Here is a 17291-nt window from a genome sequence, read left to right on the forward strand (position 1 = left end):
ACTATAAACATTAACTAAAAGTTGCCCATATATGACAAATAATACTCTTAAATCAATCTTCGCCCTTTCTTTTGCGGCCGTTTTATCAGGGTGCGGTAGTACCAATACAGCTACAAGTAGCGGATTAGTTCTTACCCCGGTAGAAAACATTGATTCCACGCCTTTAAAGATTTCAGATTTAACAACAGCCGAAAAAAACAATTGGGGCCATTTAGATCTTGTTTCCGATACCATACCTGGTATGAGCGTTGATAAAGCTTACACAGATATCATTAAAAATAAAAAGGGAACTAAAACCATTGTAGCGGTACTAGATTCTGGTATTGATCTTAATCATGAAGATTTAGATGATGTTCTATGGACAAATACAAAAGAAAAAGCCGGTAACGGTATAGATGATGACGGTAATGGCTACATTGATGATATACACGGTTATAACTTCTTAGGGGAATCTTATAACGAACAATTAGAATATGTTCGTATGCTTCGTTTAAACATTGGAGACGCAGCAACTTTATCAAAAGCTAAAACAAAGCTAGACGCCGAATACAACGAAGCACTACAAGGTAAAGAACAATACGAATCTATTTATCAGGCAGTAAAAAATGCCGATGCAGACGTAAAAAAGTATTTAAACAAAGATACTTACACAAAACAAGACTTAGCCAGTATTACAGCAACCGATGAAACTATGCAGCGTAATGTAGCTATTTTAAATCAAATGTTCGGTATAAAGGATACCATTCCAGAAGTTCTTGAAGAGCTGAACAACGGTATAAAATATTACACCGAGCAGGTAAATTACAATCTCAACAAAGAGTTCAATGGTCGTGAACCGGTTGGTGACGATCCATATGATATTACAGATGTAGATTATGGTAACGGTAACCCTATGAATAGGGTAGAAGATGAAAGCCATGGTACACACGTTGCCGGTATTATTGCTGCCGAACGTAACAATGGAATAGGGGTTAACGGGGTTGCCAACAATGTTGCCATTATGAGTATTAGAGCCGTACCTAATGGTGATGAATATGATAAGGATATTGCCAGAGGTATTAGATATGCAGTTGATAACGGTGCACGAATTATCAACGGAAGTTTTGGTAAGTCTTTTTCTCCAAATGCACAGTGGGTTTATGATGCCATAAAATATGCAGCCGACAACAATGTACTTTTTGTACATGCAGCTGGTAATGATGGTGCAGATCTTGATAACCCTATCAATGCTAACTTTCCAAATGATCAAGTGAACAACGGACCCGAAATTGCAAATAATGTAATTACTGTTGGTGCATTGAACCCAAAATATGGTTCTGAATTGGTTGCAAGCTATTCAAACTATGGTAAAATAAATGTTGATGTTTTTGCTCCTGGTACAGATATCTATTCTACCTACCCAAATAACGATTACGAATATTCTCCTGGTACTTCTATGGCCGCACCTGGTGTTGCCGGTGTTGCCGCATTGGTAATGTCTCAATATCCAAGCTTAACGGCTGCCCAGGTGAAAAAAATAATTTTAAACTCTGGTCTTCCGATCAAAACCAAAGTGGTTTTAGGTAAGAATACCGGCAAAAGCGCATCATTAGATGAAATTTCTACTTCGGGCAAAATTGCAAATGCTTATAACGCGTTGGTAATGGCCAGTAAAGTAGCTGCAGGGCAGATAGAACTTTAATTATATATGACTCAAATGACTAAATCATTTTTTACATTCTTTACCGCTTTATTATCCATTGGGCTATTTGCTCAAGGTAATACCAACTACTGGCAACAACATGTAGATTATACCATGGCCGTTGACATGGATGTTGACAATTTCCAGTATACCGGTACACAGACCTTGGTCTATACCAATAACTCACCAGATGAACTTAAAAGAGTGTATTTTCACTTGTATTTCAATGCCTTTCAACCAGGTAGCGAAATGGATATTCGCTTGCAGAATATTGCCGATCCAGATGGGCGTATGACAACTGCCGATAAGAAAAGTAGAATAGCAACACTTACCGAGAGTGAAATGGGCTATCTACATGCGACTTCATTGACCCAAGACGGCAACCAAGTATCTTTTTCTGAAGAGGGTACCGTATTGGTAGTCGATCTGGCAACACCGATACCTGCAGGTGCTAAGTCTACCTTCAAGATGGAATTTAAAGGTCAAGTGCCGTTACAGATTAGACGTTCGGGTAGAAATAACGAAGAAGGTGTTGCGCTTTCTATGAGCCAATGGTATCCAAAATTAGCGGAGTATGACTTTGAAGGCTGGCATGCCGATCCATATATTGCCCGTGAATTCCAAGGTGTATGGGGAGATTTTGATGTAAAATTGACTATTGATAAGGATTACACCGTTGGTGGAACCGGATATTTACAGAATGCAGATGAAATTGGACATGGTTATGAAACGCCTGGCACAAAAATTAAAAAGCAAAAAGGTAAAACCTTAACCTGGCATTTTAAAGCCCCTATGGTACATGATTTTATGTGGGCTGCCGATCCAGATTATATCCACGATATTCAACAAGTACCTAACGGTCCGGTTTTACATTTTCTTTACAAGGATGACCCAAAAATTCTTGAGAATTGGAAAAAGCTTCAGCCTAAAACTATTGAGGCAATGGAGTTTTTTAGTAAAAATATCGGTAAATATCCATATGATCAGTATTCGGTTATTCAAGGTGGCGATGGTGGTATGGAGTATGCGATGTCAACATTGATAACCGGTAATCGTAAATTTGGTAGTTTGGTAGGTGTTATGGCACATGAACTGGCACATTCATGGTTTCAACATATATTGGCAACAAATGAAAGTAAGCATGAATGGATGGATGAAGGGTTTACTTCATTTATCTCTAAACTTTGCATGACCGAAATTATGGATTCGGATAAAGAAAATCCGTTCGAAAGTACCTATAAAGGTTACAGAAATTTGGCTTTGTCAGGTAAAGAACAACCACAAACTACACATGCTGATCGCTACGCTCTTAATTTTGCCTACGGAATTTCCGCCTATAGTAAAGGATCTATTTTCCTTTCTCAATTAGGCTATATTATTGGTCAAGATAAATTGATGGAAACTATACGTACTTATTACGATGAGTTTAAGTTTAAACATCCAGTACCTAATGATGTAAAACGTGTTGCCGAGAAAATATCTGGTATTGAGTTAGATTGGTATTTAACAGATTGGACACAAACTACCAATACTATCGACTACGGAATTAAAGAAGTGTCTGCCGTTGAAACCAATACTAAAGTTACTTTAGAGCGAATTGGTTTAATGCCTATGCCTTTAGATATATTGGTTGTTTACAATGACGGAAGCAGAGAGACTTTCTATGCACCTTTACAAATGATGCGTGGAGAAAAAGAAAACCCTTATGAGGGTGTAGAGAGAACCGTTATTAAAGATTGGCCATGGGCTTACCCAAGCTATGAATTTGAGATACAAAAACCAATGTCCTCAATACAAGCTATAGTTATAGACCCTTCTCAACTAATGGCAGATGTTAATTTAGAGAACAATGTTTGGCAAGCAGAGTAGTATCTTCTTGTAAAGTTTTAGATATTTATGCCCCCAATTCGGGGGCTAATTCTTTTTAATGCTTCTTTACTAATGGATCAATCCTTCGGAAAAAAGGAAAAACTTAAAAGCAAAATACTCATCACACAATTGTTTGAAGAGGGTAAGGGCATTTCTGTATATCCTTTGAAATTAATTTATCTATCCATCGAAAAAAAAGAAGTCCCTATTAAAAGCGCGGTTACCGTATCTAAAAGAAATTTTAAAAGCGCTGTTGACAGAAATAGGATCAAGCGCTTACTTAGAGAGTCTTACAGATGCAACAAAGCACAGGTTTTTAACAATACAGATGCTAACTTTGCGTTTCTATTTTTATACCTTGGTAAGGATATGCCCACCTTTGAGCAGTTAGATCATAAAATGAAGCTCGTTTTAAACAAGTTTAAGCTACAGATTGATGAAAAAAATAGTAAGTAAAAAAGTTCTTGTACCCATAATAGCCATTGCCTTTCTTTTTATAGGAAGTAGTTATAAAAGTGACTTTTTTGAAATAGCTAAGCAAATTGAAATCTTTACTACCCTGTTCAAAGAATTGAACATGAATTATGTGGATGAAACCAACCCAGCAGAATTAATGGATACCGCCATTAAGAATATGCTCAATGAATTGGATCCATATACCAAATTTCTAAACGAACAAGACGTAGAAACCTATCGTATTAACAATGCTGGTGAATATTCCGGTATTGGTGCCATGGTACGTTCATTCGATGATAGGTTATTAATTATTGAACCACATGAAGGATACCCAGCCGACAAAGCAGGATTAAAGGCTGGAGACGAGTTAATACAGATCGGGGATATCAAAGTAGCCGATTTTGAAAATAATGCCAGTGAGCTTTTAAAAGGGGCTAACGGATCTACGGTTACCGTAACCTACAAAAGACAGGGCAAATTAAAAACTACAAGTATAACTCGTGAAGGTATAGAAGTCGATGCCGTACCGTTTTATAGAATGATAGATAATAAGACCGGTTATATTGTGCTTGCAAAATTCAACGCAAAAGCTACCGATCAGACCAAAGCGGCATTATTGGACCTTAAAGGAAAAGGTGCCGAAAAAATCATCTTGGATTTAAGGGACAATCCTGGCGGCTTGTTATCTGAAGCTATTAATGTTACCAATTTATTCGTTCCAAAAGGAGAGCTGGTAGTGACTACAAAATCAAAAGTTAAAAAATTCAACCGAGAATACCATACCAACAACCAACCTGTTGATGAAGAAATACCGTTAGTAGTACTTGTAAACGGTAGTAGTGCTTCTGCCAGTGAAATCGTTTCTGGTAGTTTACAAGATTTAGATAGGGCGGTAATTATGGGTGCAAGAAGCTTTGGAAAAGGTTTGGTTCAACGTCCGCTTAAATTAACTTACGGTACACAACTTAAAGTTACCATTTCTAGATATTATACCTCTTCTGGGCGTTGCATACAATCATTGGATTATTGGAACAGAGATGAAAGTGGTAATGCCGTTCGTAATACGACCTTCAATGATTTTACCACACGAAATGGTAGAAAAGTACAAGATGGCGGCGGTATCTTACCAGATATTGAAGTAGCTACTTCTAAAACCAATGACCTTACCTTGGCACTTTTACAGAACAATGTCATTTTTGATTATGCTACAGATTACCACTATGCGCATAATTATACAGATGTAAGCGATTTTAAATTTACAGATGCAGATTTCAATGATTTTAAAAATTACGTAAAGAAAAGTAGCTTCTCTTTTGAAACAAAAGCTGAACAAGCCATTAAAAAAGCGCTTTCTGGTGATGAGAACGACTTTTTGGGATCAGAGGTTAAGGATAGCTATAAAACTTTGTTGGCGAACATTGAAAAGGGCAAACTCAATGCCTTGGATAAATACCAAAGCGAGATTCAAAAGAATTTGGAAGATGAAATCGTTAAGCGTTATTTCTATAGAGATGGTCTGTACCAATATTACTTGAACAATGATGAGGCTATATTGGCCGCAACCGAATTATTAAGCAATAAATCAAAATACAGCGCTATTCTAAAGTAACACCTTTTAGTAGCTACACGACTCCTTATCTGTAATTTGATAATACTCTTTGTAGTTCAATGCCTTTGGATCTGTGCAGCCCTTTAAGTTGCGTATTTTAATATTCTTAAAATCTATAGGTTGACCTTCACTTTGTAATGCTATAAATCCCTCTTTTAAAGGTTTACCATCTTGCTTCATTTTAGGGTCATAACCAGTAGCTACACCTCCGCCAATTTGAGGTTTTAAATATTCTAATACTGTTTTTCCGTTAATGATATGTTTAACCAATGAATCATGGTATACGATTAATTCTGCCGTTACCCATTGATCACCATAGTAAGTATCAGACGTAGATTTTATACAATGTCTAGGATCTATTTTACCTTCATAAACAACATCTGTTCCTGGTGAGCACATATTACCGGTGGGGCGTTCTACACCTTCTTCAACTCCCGCTAAAAATTGCATTTCAACACTTATGGGCCAGTCTTGTTCTTTCAACATGGTACGTGGATCTTGAGAATGGAACATTACCCCACTATTTAGAATAGTATAATCTGGTGCTCCTTTATATAGTTCACCAACAAACCGGTATTGCATCGTTAAATGGAAATCTGAAAAAGGTTTATCATAGTATAAATGCGAATACCTGTTATTGAATTCGCCCTCGTATTTATCATACCTCACTTTTACCATATTGTCTTCTACCCTAAACGTATCTGCATAATTATTACCAACTTCATAATGGTGCACTTTGGTTGTCCATCCGCTTAAATCGGTACCGTTGAACATAGTCTCCCAACCATCGTTAGACTGTTGAGCATAGGTAACCGTGCATCCTATTAATATTAAAAATAAGCCCTGAAATAGATTGAATTTAAGTTGTTTAATTTTCATATAAATGCTTCGTTGAAAAGATTGTTGATCGGTATTAATGCAAAAAATACACTTCTAAATATACTCAATGTTCTGATTATAAATAGTAAAGCATTTTTAAAAATATAGTCGATTATAAAATCAACATGATCCATACGAATTTTATAGCTACTTTTAAAAGAACAAACAACACCTTCAACACAATAACTTACCATGAGAAATCTAATAGTATTTTCAATTTGTTTTCTTCTAATACACGCTACACAAGCACAAGATTCAAAAAATGAGAAAAATATAACTCCCATACCAAAAGCAAAATCCTTTATTACCCAGCACAAGGGAGTATTTGGTGGAAAAAATATTGATTATACTACCACTGCGAAAGAAACTTTCCTGACCAATGCAAAAGGAGATTCGATTGCCACATTCTGGTCGGTAGCATATACAAAAACCAACATAGGCGATGTAACCAAAAGACCGGTAACTTTTGTTTTTAATGGCGGACCTGGTTCTGCATCTTTATGGTTACATATGGGTTTCTTTGGACCCAAAGTTGTAAAGGTCGATTCTGATGCAAAATCTGATGATGGAGCGGCACCATACAATTTAGTGAACAATGAACATGGCTTATTAGATATTACCGATTTGGTTTTTATAGATCCCGTTGGTACCGGTTATAGTAGGTTGGTAGGAAAAGGTGAGGGAAAAGATTTTTACGGTTTAAAGGAAGATGTTGATTCTTTTGCTCAATTCATTAGAAAATGGGTTACTGAAAATGAGCGTTGGTTCTCACCTAAATATTTGGCTGGTGAAAGTTATGGAACCACACGTGCCGCAGCCCTAGGAAAAGCTTTGGAAGGCTCTGGCCAAAATATGGCATTGAACGGTATGATACTTATTTCACAAGCGTTAGACTACGCAGGATCCACTTCCATACCCAACAATATCACCTCATTTATTACTTATTTACCGAGTATGGCAGCTACAGCGTGGTATCATAAAAAAGCGGGACAAGGCAAAACATTGCAAGATTTCACAAAAGAATGTAGAGCATTTACCTATAACACCTATATACCGGCACTTTATAAAGGAAACCTTTTAACAGTGTCTGAAAAGAAAGCAATAGCTGAAAAACTTTCTTATTTCACCGGATTGGATACATCATATATTCTGCAATCTAACTTAAGAATATTAATGGGTCGTTTTCAGAAAAAACTACTCGAAGATAAAGGCTTGGCCATTGGTAGACTAGACGGACGATTTATGGGTGATGAGGAAGATAAGGTTTCAGAAAAACCTCATTTGGGCGATGCCTCCAGTTATCAAATTAGTGCTGCTTATACGGCTAGCTTATACCATTATTTTGCTTCTGAACTTAAGGTGAAAATGGATAGACCTTATATTACTTCGGGTGGTGGTTCTAATTGGAGATGGAGAACAGTACCAGATGGTAATTATTGGGAGCCTATGCCAGTGAATACCGCACCTGATCTCGGCGAAACCATGCGAAGAAATACAGCAATGAAAGTACTGGTTGCCAGTGGTTATTATGATCTAATTACTCCTTTTTTCGATGCTGAATATACTTTTGATAGAAACGGAATAGTAAAAGAACGTGTTGAAATGAAATATTATGAAGCTGGTCATATGATGTATACTCATGAACCAGATCTTGTAAAACTAAGTAAAGATATTCGAGAATTTATGACAAGCAAGTAATATATAATTTGGGCTTACTTATCCTTATTCAAAATGACTATTTTCTCTTGTTGGCATTTAAGATTATAAAAATTTACAATGTCTTTTACATGCTTTTTTTTGTATTCTTTGTTCTGAATTTTAGCTACCAGCGCAGGGCAATCTGAAAAATAATCTGATGCTGCATTTTTGAAATTTTTACTAAAGAGCTGATTGGAACCTAAATGGGTTACTTCTCCATTTACTCCCTTAGTGACATATAAGTTTTTAATATCATAATAATTACCAGGCATCATATTCATTTGTCCATTCGTACCACCAACGAACATTGGACTAGAATACCCTGTTTGTTCTAGAACATATAAGTTAACACTGCCTATTTCAAGTTCACGTACCACATTAAAATAACCATCTCGGGTTTCTAAATAAATATAGGTAGATGGCTCTTCCCTATCATTGATAACTACTTGCTCCAAGTTTTCAAAATGATATTTCTCTGCTTTGTCTCCCTTTGATTTCTTAAATTTTACCTGATCCCCATTAACAAGTTTTGCCAACCCTGTGAGTTGTTTACCATTTTTAAAATATAAGGTAGCTGCATCTCTTTGGGCAAAGGCAATCAATCCTACAAAACAGCAGACTAAAACCAGAAGAGACGTTTTTTTCATAGCACGTAATTGATAGATAACTATTATAAAACGGCTACATAAGAACTATGTTATATTCTTTAACCAAATTTCGATGAAGCACCAAGTGCTATATGCAACTGATCAATCTTTTATTGGCTTGGTGATATTCAAGTTTTGAAGTAGGGGATCATCTTCGTTCAATAATCTTTGGGTTCTTAAATAACGTCCTACGTTATACGCATCATAATTTGGAGATTCTTTGTCAACACTGCTAATACGTACCATTTCAGATGAATGTATAAACTGATTATCACCGATCCACATACCTACATGAACCACTTTTTCTGAACTGGTTTCCGTTGCTTTTCTTCCAAAGAACAATAAATCGCCCTTTTCCAATTTACTAAAGTCAGCTATAGAATCTATGAGTTTACCTGCATGCACCTGTTGTGATGCATCGCGCGGAATAACCATACCGTTTAAAAAATAAATGGTTTTCGTATACCCACTACAATCAACGCCTTTTGTAGAAGTACCACCCCATAAGTAAGGCACGCCCATTAATGTTTTTGATGTTTCAATCAGTGATTCTGCGGTATAATCTAAACTAGATAACCATGTCTCATATTCTTGCGCTTCATCCTTTAAAATATAAGCTTGTCTACCATCTGGAAATTCTATTTTAAAATGAGTATCATCTCTATCCACTAATTTTAAAATGCTTCCTGCAACAACATCAGATATTCTATTATCAGCATCTATAGAATTAAATGCATGTCCGTAAGTATTGGTATATATAATCTTGTCTGAAGCTTTCCATTCCGTAATTTGAGATTCGTTCATTAATTGAATACCACCTGTATCTACCCATGCCAAATATTTATCGGGCGTTTGTATTAAGTACCAATCTCCTTCCTTTTTCAACACATTGACAACTGTACCTAAAGTCGCTTGTGTTGCCAATTCTGCTGAGTGTTTAGGGTTACTTCTAAGATTAGCTGCCGAAATGTTAATAACGGCCGTTGTCATACCCTCTAAACTATCTGAAGGCAATATTCTAACCTCATTGGTCGCCTCTATCCCCTTTTTCTTCAAAACGGCTTCTAAAGAATCTATTGCATGTGGTAAATTTGATTCACCAATCAATGTAAAACCCGAAGGACCATCTAAAACATCTATATTAAATAACGCGGTACGTTTATCTGGCGCAAATACATTCTTAATTTGTTCAATCTCATCGGCAAGAATTTTCTTTTGTCCCATACGAACCCCACAAGACATATTTAAAGCAATCATAATCAATACAAAAGCCTTTATAAACAATAATCTCTTCATCCCTAAATAATTTCTAATAGTATTAGCCTTGTGAAATTATGTAATTTTATCGCAAATGAAGAAACTAAAGGTCATAGAACTTTTTGCTGGTGTAGGTGGATTTCGCTTAGGATTAGAAGATACTAACAATTATGAGGTAGTTTGGAGCAATCAATTTGAACCTAGTACAAAAATGCAACATGCATCTAAAGTGTATGAAGCTAGATTTGGCTCAAATAATCACCGTAATCAAGATATATCTGAAGTACCAACAAATGAAATACCCGATGCCGATATTTTGGTTGGTGGATTTCCTTGCCAAGACTATTCCGTTGCTACAACGCTTCATAATTCTAAAGGTCTTATTGGAAAAAAAGGTGTTTTATGGTGGAGCATTCACCGAATATTATCAGAAAAAAAACATCCGCCAAAATATTTATTTCTAGAAAATGTGGACCGTTTATTAAAGTCACCTTCAACCCAAAGAGGAAGAGACTTTGCTATTATGCTAAAGAGTCTTAATGATTTAGGATATGCCGTAGAGTGGCGAGTTATTAACGCTGCAGATTATGGAATGCCACAAAGACGCAGACGAATATTCTTTTTAGGCTATCATAAATCTACACCACTTTATAAACAATTAAATAAAACTTCTGCTGATAAATGGATCTTTGAACAAGGTACTATTGCATCTGCTTTTCCTATTACCAGTACTGCATCAAAAATAATGTCTTTTGATATTACCGATGACTTAGTTTCACTATCGGAAAATTTCAACTTAGACCAAAAATTATCTCCTTTTCTAAATACCGGGATGTTCATAAAAGGTAAGGTATATACTACCAAGACTACTGCTAATTATTTGGGCAAAAGAACCGTGTTGGCAGATGTATTACAAAAAGAAAGCATACCAGAGGAGTTTTATATACCCGAAGAAGACCATGATAAATGGCATTATTTAAAAGGTGCAAAAAAGGAAACAAGAACTTCTAAATCGGGTTTTTCCTATCATTACAATGAAGGTAGCATGATTTTTCCCGATGCTCTTGATAATGCATCAAGAACAATTATTACTGGTGAAGGAGGTAAGAGCCCATCTCGGTTTAAACATGTTATTAACACAAAAAAAGGTCTACGTAGATTAACTCCTATAGAATTGGAACGCTTAAATATGTTCCCCGATAACCATACATTACTTGAAGGAATCTCTAATACCAAAAGAGCTTTTTTTATGGGTAATGCCTTAGTGGTAGGTGTGGTTAGAAAGATAGGAAAAGTGCTATCGGAAAAAATAATGGAAGTAAAATAAAATCAATTTCGATTATTGAATAGTACATTTTCCAAATAATCTTCTCTTTCACTCTCTAAATTATCTAGCCAAAAATACGTGTTGATTAACATAACATATTGTTAATCAACGTTTAAAATTAGGAATTGTCCTTTTTTTTATTATTTTACTAGGTATGGTAAAAGTAGAAAAGTCAGAAAACACGGAATTTTTAGAGAAGTCGATACAACATTTAGAAGCCACTGGTTTTGAGAATATAAAGGCGGATATTGAAGGATATGAAACCCCAAAATCATACTCTAGAAAGGGTAAAGATGGTAACATAACTCCAGATATTGTTGCAGTAAAAAACGGAAGAAAATATTATTTTGATATCAGCCTAAAATCACCAAAAACCAGACTTTTAAAAACAAAATGGCTGTTTTTAGATACATTGAGTAGAATGAACTCCAATAGATTTAGAATTATAACCACCAAAGGTCATTATAAATTCACTGATAACATGTTAGAGGATATTAATCTAAGCAATAAGACGCCTATAAAAATATAATTACCTTAATTTAAAATTTTTAGAAGTCCGCCATTGGCGGACTTTTATGTTTTTAACATACCAATATGTGGTATACCATCTTCAAGATATTCTTCACCAATGGTATTAAAACCTAAATCCGAATAGAATTTAGTAAGATATTTTTGAGCGGAAATTTTTATTTCGGTTCTATTAAAATGTTCTTCGACCACTTTTATTGAAGCCTGCATGATAATTTTACCATAACCAAATTTTCTATATTCTTTATGCACTGCTACCCTACCAATACTTGCCTCATCAAAATAATCACAAGGTTTAAAAACACGAGTATAGGCAACTACCTTGTTATCTTTTAATCCTACTACATGTACAGCTTTATCATCTTTTCCATCAATATCCAAATAAACACAATCTTGTTCTACTACAAAAATATCGCTTCGTAGTTGAAGCACATTATACAGTTCTTCAGTATTGAATTCTGTAAAGTTCATTACTTTAATTTCTAACATAAATATACTTATTTAACTATCAATGTTTATATCTAAAAATTAATAAGTATTTCTATTTCAAATACTTATAATAACCATTTAAGGTTATTAACATAGTTGTTATAACAATTTATTGCAATGGAATTTTTTCAATTCTACGCTCATGTCTACCGCCATCAAAAGAAGTGTTTAAAAATGTGGAAACCATTTCAAGTGCTTGTGGTAGTGCTATATATCTTGCAGGTAAACTTAATATGTTAGCATCGTTATGTTCTCTGGCTAATTTGGTAATTTCTTTGTTCCAACACAATGCAGCTCTTACATTCTGCTGTTTATTAGCTGTCATAGAAGCTCCATTGCCGCTACCACAGATCAAAATACCAAAATCTACATTACCTTGTTCAACATCTAATGCCACAGGATGTGCAAAATCTGGATAATCAACACTATCCGTACCATCGGTACCATAATTAATGACTTCTACCTGTATAGATTTAAGTAAACCTATAATCGCTAATTTATAATCTGTACCCGCATGGTCGTTACCTATAGCAATTTTCATATGCGTAATAGTTAATGGTTAATTGTTCATAGTTTATATACTGTGGGGTTGGTACTAAACAAAGCTAAAGGTACAATAATCAGGCATTCACAACAAAAAAGTAGGGGTTCACAACAATTGTTGCCAACTAAATAATAATAGTTGTTAATTAGTATGTTATAAATGAGTTTACCTATTGCATAAATTGTTTAGAAAAAGTTGCTAAAATATTTGCTTTTTAAAGTTGACATCTGCTTACAATTTTAATCTTCTTAACACGAATTTAAATATTAGAAAGTTTTAGCTCATTTTCATCAAAATTTCAGTCCTAGTTAACATTAAAATTACATTTAGTTATTAATAAATTCATGTTAATAGCACTTATAAACTGTGTTTAATAACTTCTCAAAATACTGATATTCAAATACAGTTTAATAAAAGTTATTGTCAACAAGTATTAGTATCTCATAAAGTCAAGTAAAATTTAAATAAGTTATTCTAGATATTAACAAGCTATAATAACCATTAATTTTTAATTTAATTTAAAAGAAAAAATGTCTAATATGATATATATGTTAATAACAACTAGTTTGCTTAACTTTTCATTAAATGGTTGTGTAACAGGTAGTGGATTATAATTCGTAATTTTCCAACAAATTAAAAGTTTAATGTCGAAAAGAAATAAGAAGGCGAAGAATCATAGAAAGAACGAAATAACTAAAGGAATTTTTACCGTTCTTGAAAAGGAACCGAATAAAAGTTTCAACTATAAGCAAATTGCCGCTAAGATAAATATTACCGATGCTCAAGATAGAAATACTCTTATAAAAAGGTTAACCCAATTAAAAGAGAAAAAAAGAATTCAAGAAGTTGATCGGGGTCAATATAAGGTACTAGAAGATACAAAAACCTATTACGAAGGTACCGTTGATTTAACTGGTAAAGGAAATGCCTACATTATTGTTGAAGGTATGGATGATGATGTCTTTATACCATCGAACAAGTTGAATAAAGCTTTTCATAAGGATAAGGTAGAGGTATTTATTTACCCAAGAAAAAAGAGTAAAAAGTTAGAAGGAGAAGTTGTAAAGGTACTAGATAGGTATAAGACCACTTTTGTAGGTATAGTAGACATGCAGAAAACTTTTGCATTTGTTAGACCTACCGATTTTAGAATGTATACCGATATTTTTGTTTCTAAAGATAAATTAGGAGAAGCAAAAGATGGCGAAAAAGTATTGGTTGAAATTACCGATTGGCCAGATGATGTAGATTCACCGTTTGGTAAAATATCTCAAGTTTTAGGAGTTCCTGGAGAACATGATACTGAAATTCATTCCATTTTAGCAGAGTATGGATTACCATATTCTTTTCCTGAAGATGTACAAAAGTTTGCTGATGGTCTAGATACGAGCATTAAGGAAGAGGAAATTAAAAAACGTAAAGATTTACGTAACGTACTAACTTTTACTATAGATCCTAAAGATGCAAAAGATTTTGATGATGCATTATCTTTTCAAAAACTTGAAAATGGAAACTATGAGATAGGTATTCATATTGCCGATGTTTCCCATTATCTGCAAAAAGATACAATTCTTGATGATGAGGCATATGAACGAGCAACTTCTGTTTATTTAGTTGATCGTGTGGTGCCTATGTTGCCAGAAGTATTATCAAATAATGCGTGTTCTTTAAGACCTAATGAAGAAAAATATACTTTTTCTGCCATTTTTGAATTAGATGAGAATGCTATTTTAAGAAATCAGTGGTTTGGTAGAACGGTAATAGATTCAAATGAGCGTTTTGCGTATGAAGAGGCGCAACATATCATAGAAACGGCTAGTGGAGATATACCTGAGGACATTTCGATCAGAGAAACGGCCTATACGGTTTCTAAAGATGTTGTTGAAGCAACCTTGGAAATGGATAGACTTGCCAAGATTATGCGAGATAAACGTATGGATAAAGGTGCATTATCTTTTGATAAAGTAGAAGTACGTTTTAATCTTGATGAAAATAACGAACCTATTGGTGTTTACTTTAAGGAATCTAAAGATGCTAATAAACTTATTGAAGAGTTTATGCTTTTAGCAAATAGAAAAGTTGCCGAGTTTATTGGAAAACAGAAGCCAAAAAAGACTTTTGTTTATAGAATACATGATGATCCAGATCCAGATAAGTTGATGGCTTTGAATGGTATAGTTTCTAAATTCGGACATAAATTAGATTTTAAGGACAAGAAATCTATAAGTTCTTCATTAAACCAGTTATTGCAAGACGTAAAAGGTAAAAGAGAACAAAATATGGTAGATACACTTACTATTCGTAGTATGAGCAAAGCGATTTATACTATAGACAATATTGGTCATTATGGTTTAGCTTTTGATTATTATACTCATTTTACTTCTCCTATCCGTAGATATCCAGATGTAATGGTTCATAGATTGTTACAACATTATTTAGATGGTGGAAAATCTGCAAATGCCGAAGAATTTGAAAAGAAGTGTAAACATTCTTCAGATATGGAATACTTAGCATCAAGTGCTGAAAGAGATTCTATAAAGTATATGCAGATTAAGTTTATGCAAGATCATAAAGATGAAGAGTTTAGAGGAGTCATCAGTGGTGTTACCGAATGGGGAATTTACGTTGAAATAATCTCTAATAAATGTGAAGGTATGATTAGAATCAGAGACATAAAAGGAGATTATTTTATCTTTGATGAAAGACAGTATGCTATAATTGGTGAGCGTACCAAGAAAACATATACCTTAGGTGATGAGGTTACCGTAATGGTTAAGAATACCGATTTAATTAAAAGGCATTTAGATTTTGCTTTAATTCCAGATAACAATAAATAAATTGGAATAGAATTTGGTATAGATTGACGGAATTAAAAAAATGTATTTCTATTAATTAATACGTTTATTTTAAATTACATAAAAGTAATGAAACAAGTTATTTTAATAATGTTTCTCTTTGGAAGTCTTTTGGTTAATGGCCAAGATGATAAGATTACTCAAAATATTGATTCTTTTAAAGAGGTTAAAGGTTTTGATGGATTATCGATTAATCTTATAAAATCTTCAGAGAACAAGGTAGTCATTACTGGTGAAAATACCGGTAAAGTTGCGGTGGTCAATAATGATGGGGTACTTAAAATTAGAATGCAGATTGGTAAAATCTTTAGTGGATATAAGACTTTTGTGGATCTTTATTATGCTCAAGACATTTTAGTTATTGATGTAAATGAAGATGCTCGAATAGTTACAGAACAAATGATTGTACAAGATGTTTTAGAATTAAAAGCACAAGAAGGTGGTGAGTTAGTGGTTAATGCTAAGGTAGAACAAATGTTAATTAAGTCTGTTTCTGGAGGTATTATTAAAACAACAGGTTCTTCTAATCTACAAGACGTTCAAATAAATACCGGCGGTGTTTATGAAGGTAAATCATTTACTACCAATTTTTCTACTATAAATGTTAATGCAGGTTCTCGGGCAGAAATTTATGCTAAAGATTATGTAAAGGCGACGGTTAAAGCTGGGGGTGAAGTGTTAGTCTTTGGTAATCCGGATAAATTAGAAGAGAAAACCGTTTTTGGTGGTACTATAACTAGAATGTAAACATTAATGTTAGAAGATATTCAGGCAGCAATTCCTTTAGGCTTTTTTTTAAGTTTTATGGTTGGTCCCGTATTCTTTGTTCTTCTTCAAACTAGTGCAATTAAAGGATTTAGGGCTGCTATTACTTTTGATATAGGCGTTTTATTAGCCGATGTTATTTTTATTTTGGTCGCTTATTTTAGTAGTTTTCAGTTACTTGAGAATTTAAGCAATCAGCCTGGACTATATGTTTTTGGTGGAGTTATATTGTTGGTTTATGGTTTGTTTACTTTTTTTAAGACCGAAAAAAAAGAGATACCGATAGAGTCTAAGAAAATAAGAAAGTCAGATTTTTTTGGATTATTTCTTAAGGGTTTTTTATTGAATTTTATCAATATCGGCGTACTGGTTTTCTGGTTAGGAATAATTATAATAGTAGGTCCAAGTTTAGATAATCAACCTAATAGATTTTTTACTTTTTTTGCAACGGTACTACTCTCCTATTTTGTTACTGATGTATTTAAAATATTATTAGCAAAACAATTAAAGAGAAAACTTACTGCAGACAGAATAGTTTGGATAAAAAAAGTAATTGGGGTTATTCTTATAATCTGTGGAATTGTTTTGGTGGTTAAAGGTTTTTTACCAAAAGATCAGTTTAATTTTGAACAGGAATTAGAAAGATTCGAACCTAATTTAATAGAATAAAAAAAGCCGGTATTAACC

General features: G+C 34.0%; 15 protein-coding genes. 10 read left to right on the top strand and 5 right to left on the bottom strand.

Features of this window, described 5'->3' with window-relative positions; genetic code table 11:
• Positions 1 to 31: 31 nt before the first annotated feature.
• From EXIGUO8A_RS07120 to EXIGUO8A_RS07135, 4 genes are read left to right on the top strand one after another with little or no spacing between them, the layout of a single operon-like run.
• Positions 32 to 1681, top strand: coding sequence for a S8 family peptidase (locus EXIGUO8A_RS07120; protein ID WP_159302563.1), 1650 nt, complete (start codon positions 32 to 34; stop codon positions 1679 to 1681).
• A 15-nt stretch (positions 1682 to 1696) separates the two neighbouring features.
• A complete protein-coding gene (locus EXIGUO8A_RS07125; RefSeq protein ID WP_159302564.1) occupies positions 1697 to 3550 on the top strand; it encodes a M1 family metallopeptidase in 1854 nt (617 codons plus the stop codon).
• A 27-nt stretch (positions 3551 to 3577) separates the two neighbouring features.
• Complete coding sequence (gene rnpA, locus EXIGUO8A_RS07130) at positions 3578 to 4006, top strand: ribonuclease P protein component (protein WP_236564450.1); 429 nt, start codon at positions 3578 to 3580, stop codon at positions 4004 to 4006.
• A complete protein-coding gene (locus tag EXIGUO8A_RS07135; protein WP_116771558.1) occupies positions 3987 to 5615 on the top strand; it encodes a S41 family peptidase in 1629 nt (542 codons plus the stop codon). The genes rnpA and EXIGUO8A_RS07135 overlap by 20 nt, the downstream gene beginning before the upstream one ends.
• Before the next feature lie 6 nt (positions 5616 to 5621).
• Here the strand turns inward: EXIGUO8A_RS07135 and EXIGUO8A_RS07140 are convergent, their stop codons facing one another.
• Positions 5622 to 6494, bottom strand: coding sequence for a 3-keto-disaccharide hydrolase (locus EXIGUO8A_RS07140; RefSeq protein WP_159302565.1), 873 nt, complete (start codon positions 6492 to 6494; stop codon positions 5622 to 5624).
• A gap of 192 nt (positions 6495 to 6686) precedes the next feature.
• Here EXIGUO8A_RS07140 and EXIGUO8A_RS07145 point away from each other — a divergent pair, with 192 nt between their 5' ends.
• Complete coding sequence (locus EXIGUO8A_RS07145) at positions 6687 to 8192, top strand: S10 family peptidase (protein WP_159302566.1); 1506 nt, start codon at positions 6687 to 6689, stop codon at positions 8190 to 8192.
• A gap of 14 nt (positions 8193 to 8206) precedes the next feature.
• Here the strand turns inward: EXIGUO8A_RS07145 and EXIGUO8A_RS07150 are convergent, their stop codons facing one another.
• Together EXIGUO8A_RS07150 and EXIGUO8A_RS07155 are read right to left on the bottom strand one after the other, a co-directional pair.
• A complete protein-coding gene (locus EXIGUO8A_RS07150; protein ID WP_159302567.1) occupies positions 8207 to 8839 on the bottom strand; it encodes a hypothetical protein in 633 nt (210 codons plus the stop codon).
• Positions 8840 to 8941: 102 nt separating this feature from the next.
• Complete coding sequence (locus EXIGUO8A_RS07155; protein WP_159302568.1) at positions 8942 to 10135, bottom strand: C40 family peptidase; 1194 nt, start codon at positions 10133 to 10135, stop codon at positions 8942 to 8944.
• Positions 10136 to 10190: 55 nt separating this feature from the next.
• Here EXIGUO8A_RS07155 and dcm point away from each other — a divergent pair, with 55 nt between their 5' ends.
• Complete coding sequence (dcm, locus tag EXIGUO8A_RS07160; protein ID WP_159302569.1) at positions 10191 to 11423, top strand: DNA (cytosine-5-)-methyltransferase; 1233 nt, start codon at positions 10191 to 10193, stop codon at positions 11421 to 11423.
• Between the two features lie 154 nt (positions 11424 to 11577).
• Positions 11578 to 11952 (top strand): hypothetical protein, encoded by a 375-nt coding sequence (locus EXIGUO8A_RS07165; RefSeq protein ID WP_116771565.1) that lies wholly within the window; start codon positions 11578 to 11580, stop codon positions 11950 to 11952.
• A gap of 44 nt (positions 11953 to 11996) precedes the next feature.
• Here the strand turns inward: EXIGUO8A_RS07165 and EXIGUO8A_RS07170 are convergent, their stop codons facing one another.
• Together EXIGUO8A_RS07170 and rpiB are read right to left on the bottom strand one after the other, a co-directional pair.
• Positions 11997 to 12440, bottom strand: a complete 444-nt coding sequence (locus EXIGUO8A_RS07170; RefSeq protein WP_159302570.1) for a GNAT family N-acetyltransferase — start codon at positions 12438 to 12440, stop codon at positions 11997 to 11999.
• 109 nt (positions 12441 to 12549) lie between these two features.
• Positions 12550 to 12981 (bottom strand): ribose 5-phosphate isomerase B, encoded by a 432-nt coding sequence (gene rpiB, locus EXIGUO8A_RS07175; protein WP_159302571.1) that lies wholly within the window; start codon positions 12979 to 12981, stop codon positions 12550 to 12552.
• A 647-nt stretch (positions 12982 to 13628) separates the two neighbouring features.
• On the opposite strand from rpiB, the gene rnr reads away from it, so the two are divergent.
• The 3 genes from rnr (at position 13629) to EXIGUO8A_RS07190 (ending at position 17273) form a co-directional block, all read left to right on the top strand.
• Positions 13629 to 15821, top strand: coding sequence for a ribonuclease R (rnr, locus tag EXIGUO8A_RS07180; RefSeq protein WP_159302572.1), 2193 nt, complete (start codon positions 13629 to 13631; stop codon positions 15819 to 15821).
• Positions 15822 to 15908: 87 nt separating this feature from the next.
• On the top strand, positions 15909 to 16586 hold the full coding sequence (locus EXIGUO8A_RS07185; RefSeq protein WP_116771569.1) for a head GIN domain-containing protein: 678 nt from the start codon (positions 15909 to 15911) through the stop codon (positions 16584 to 16586).
• A 6-nt stretch (positions 16587 to 16592) separates the two neighbouring features.
• Entirely contained in the window at positions 16593 to 17273 is a 681-nt protein-coding gene (locus tag EXIGUO8A_RS07190; RefSeq protein ID WP_159302573.1) for a LysE family translocator, read from the top strand.
• Positions 17274 to 17291: the final 18 nt, after the last annotated feature.

It is taken from the genome of Maribacter litoralis (assembly GCF_902506355.1).
Lineage (GTDB): Bacteria > Bacteroidota > Bacteroidia > Flavobacteriales > Flavobacteriaceae > Maribacter > Maribacter litoralis.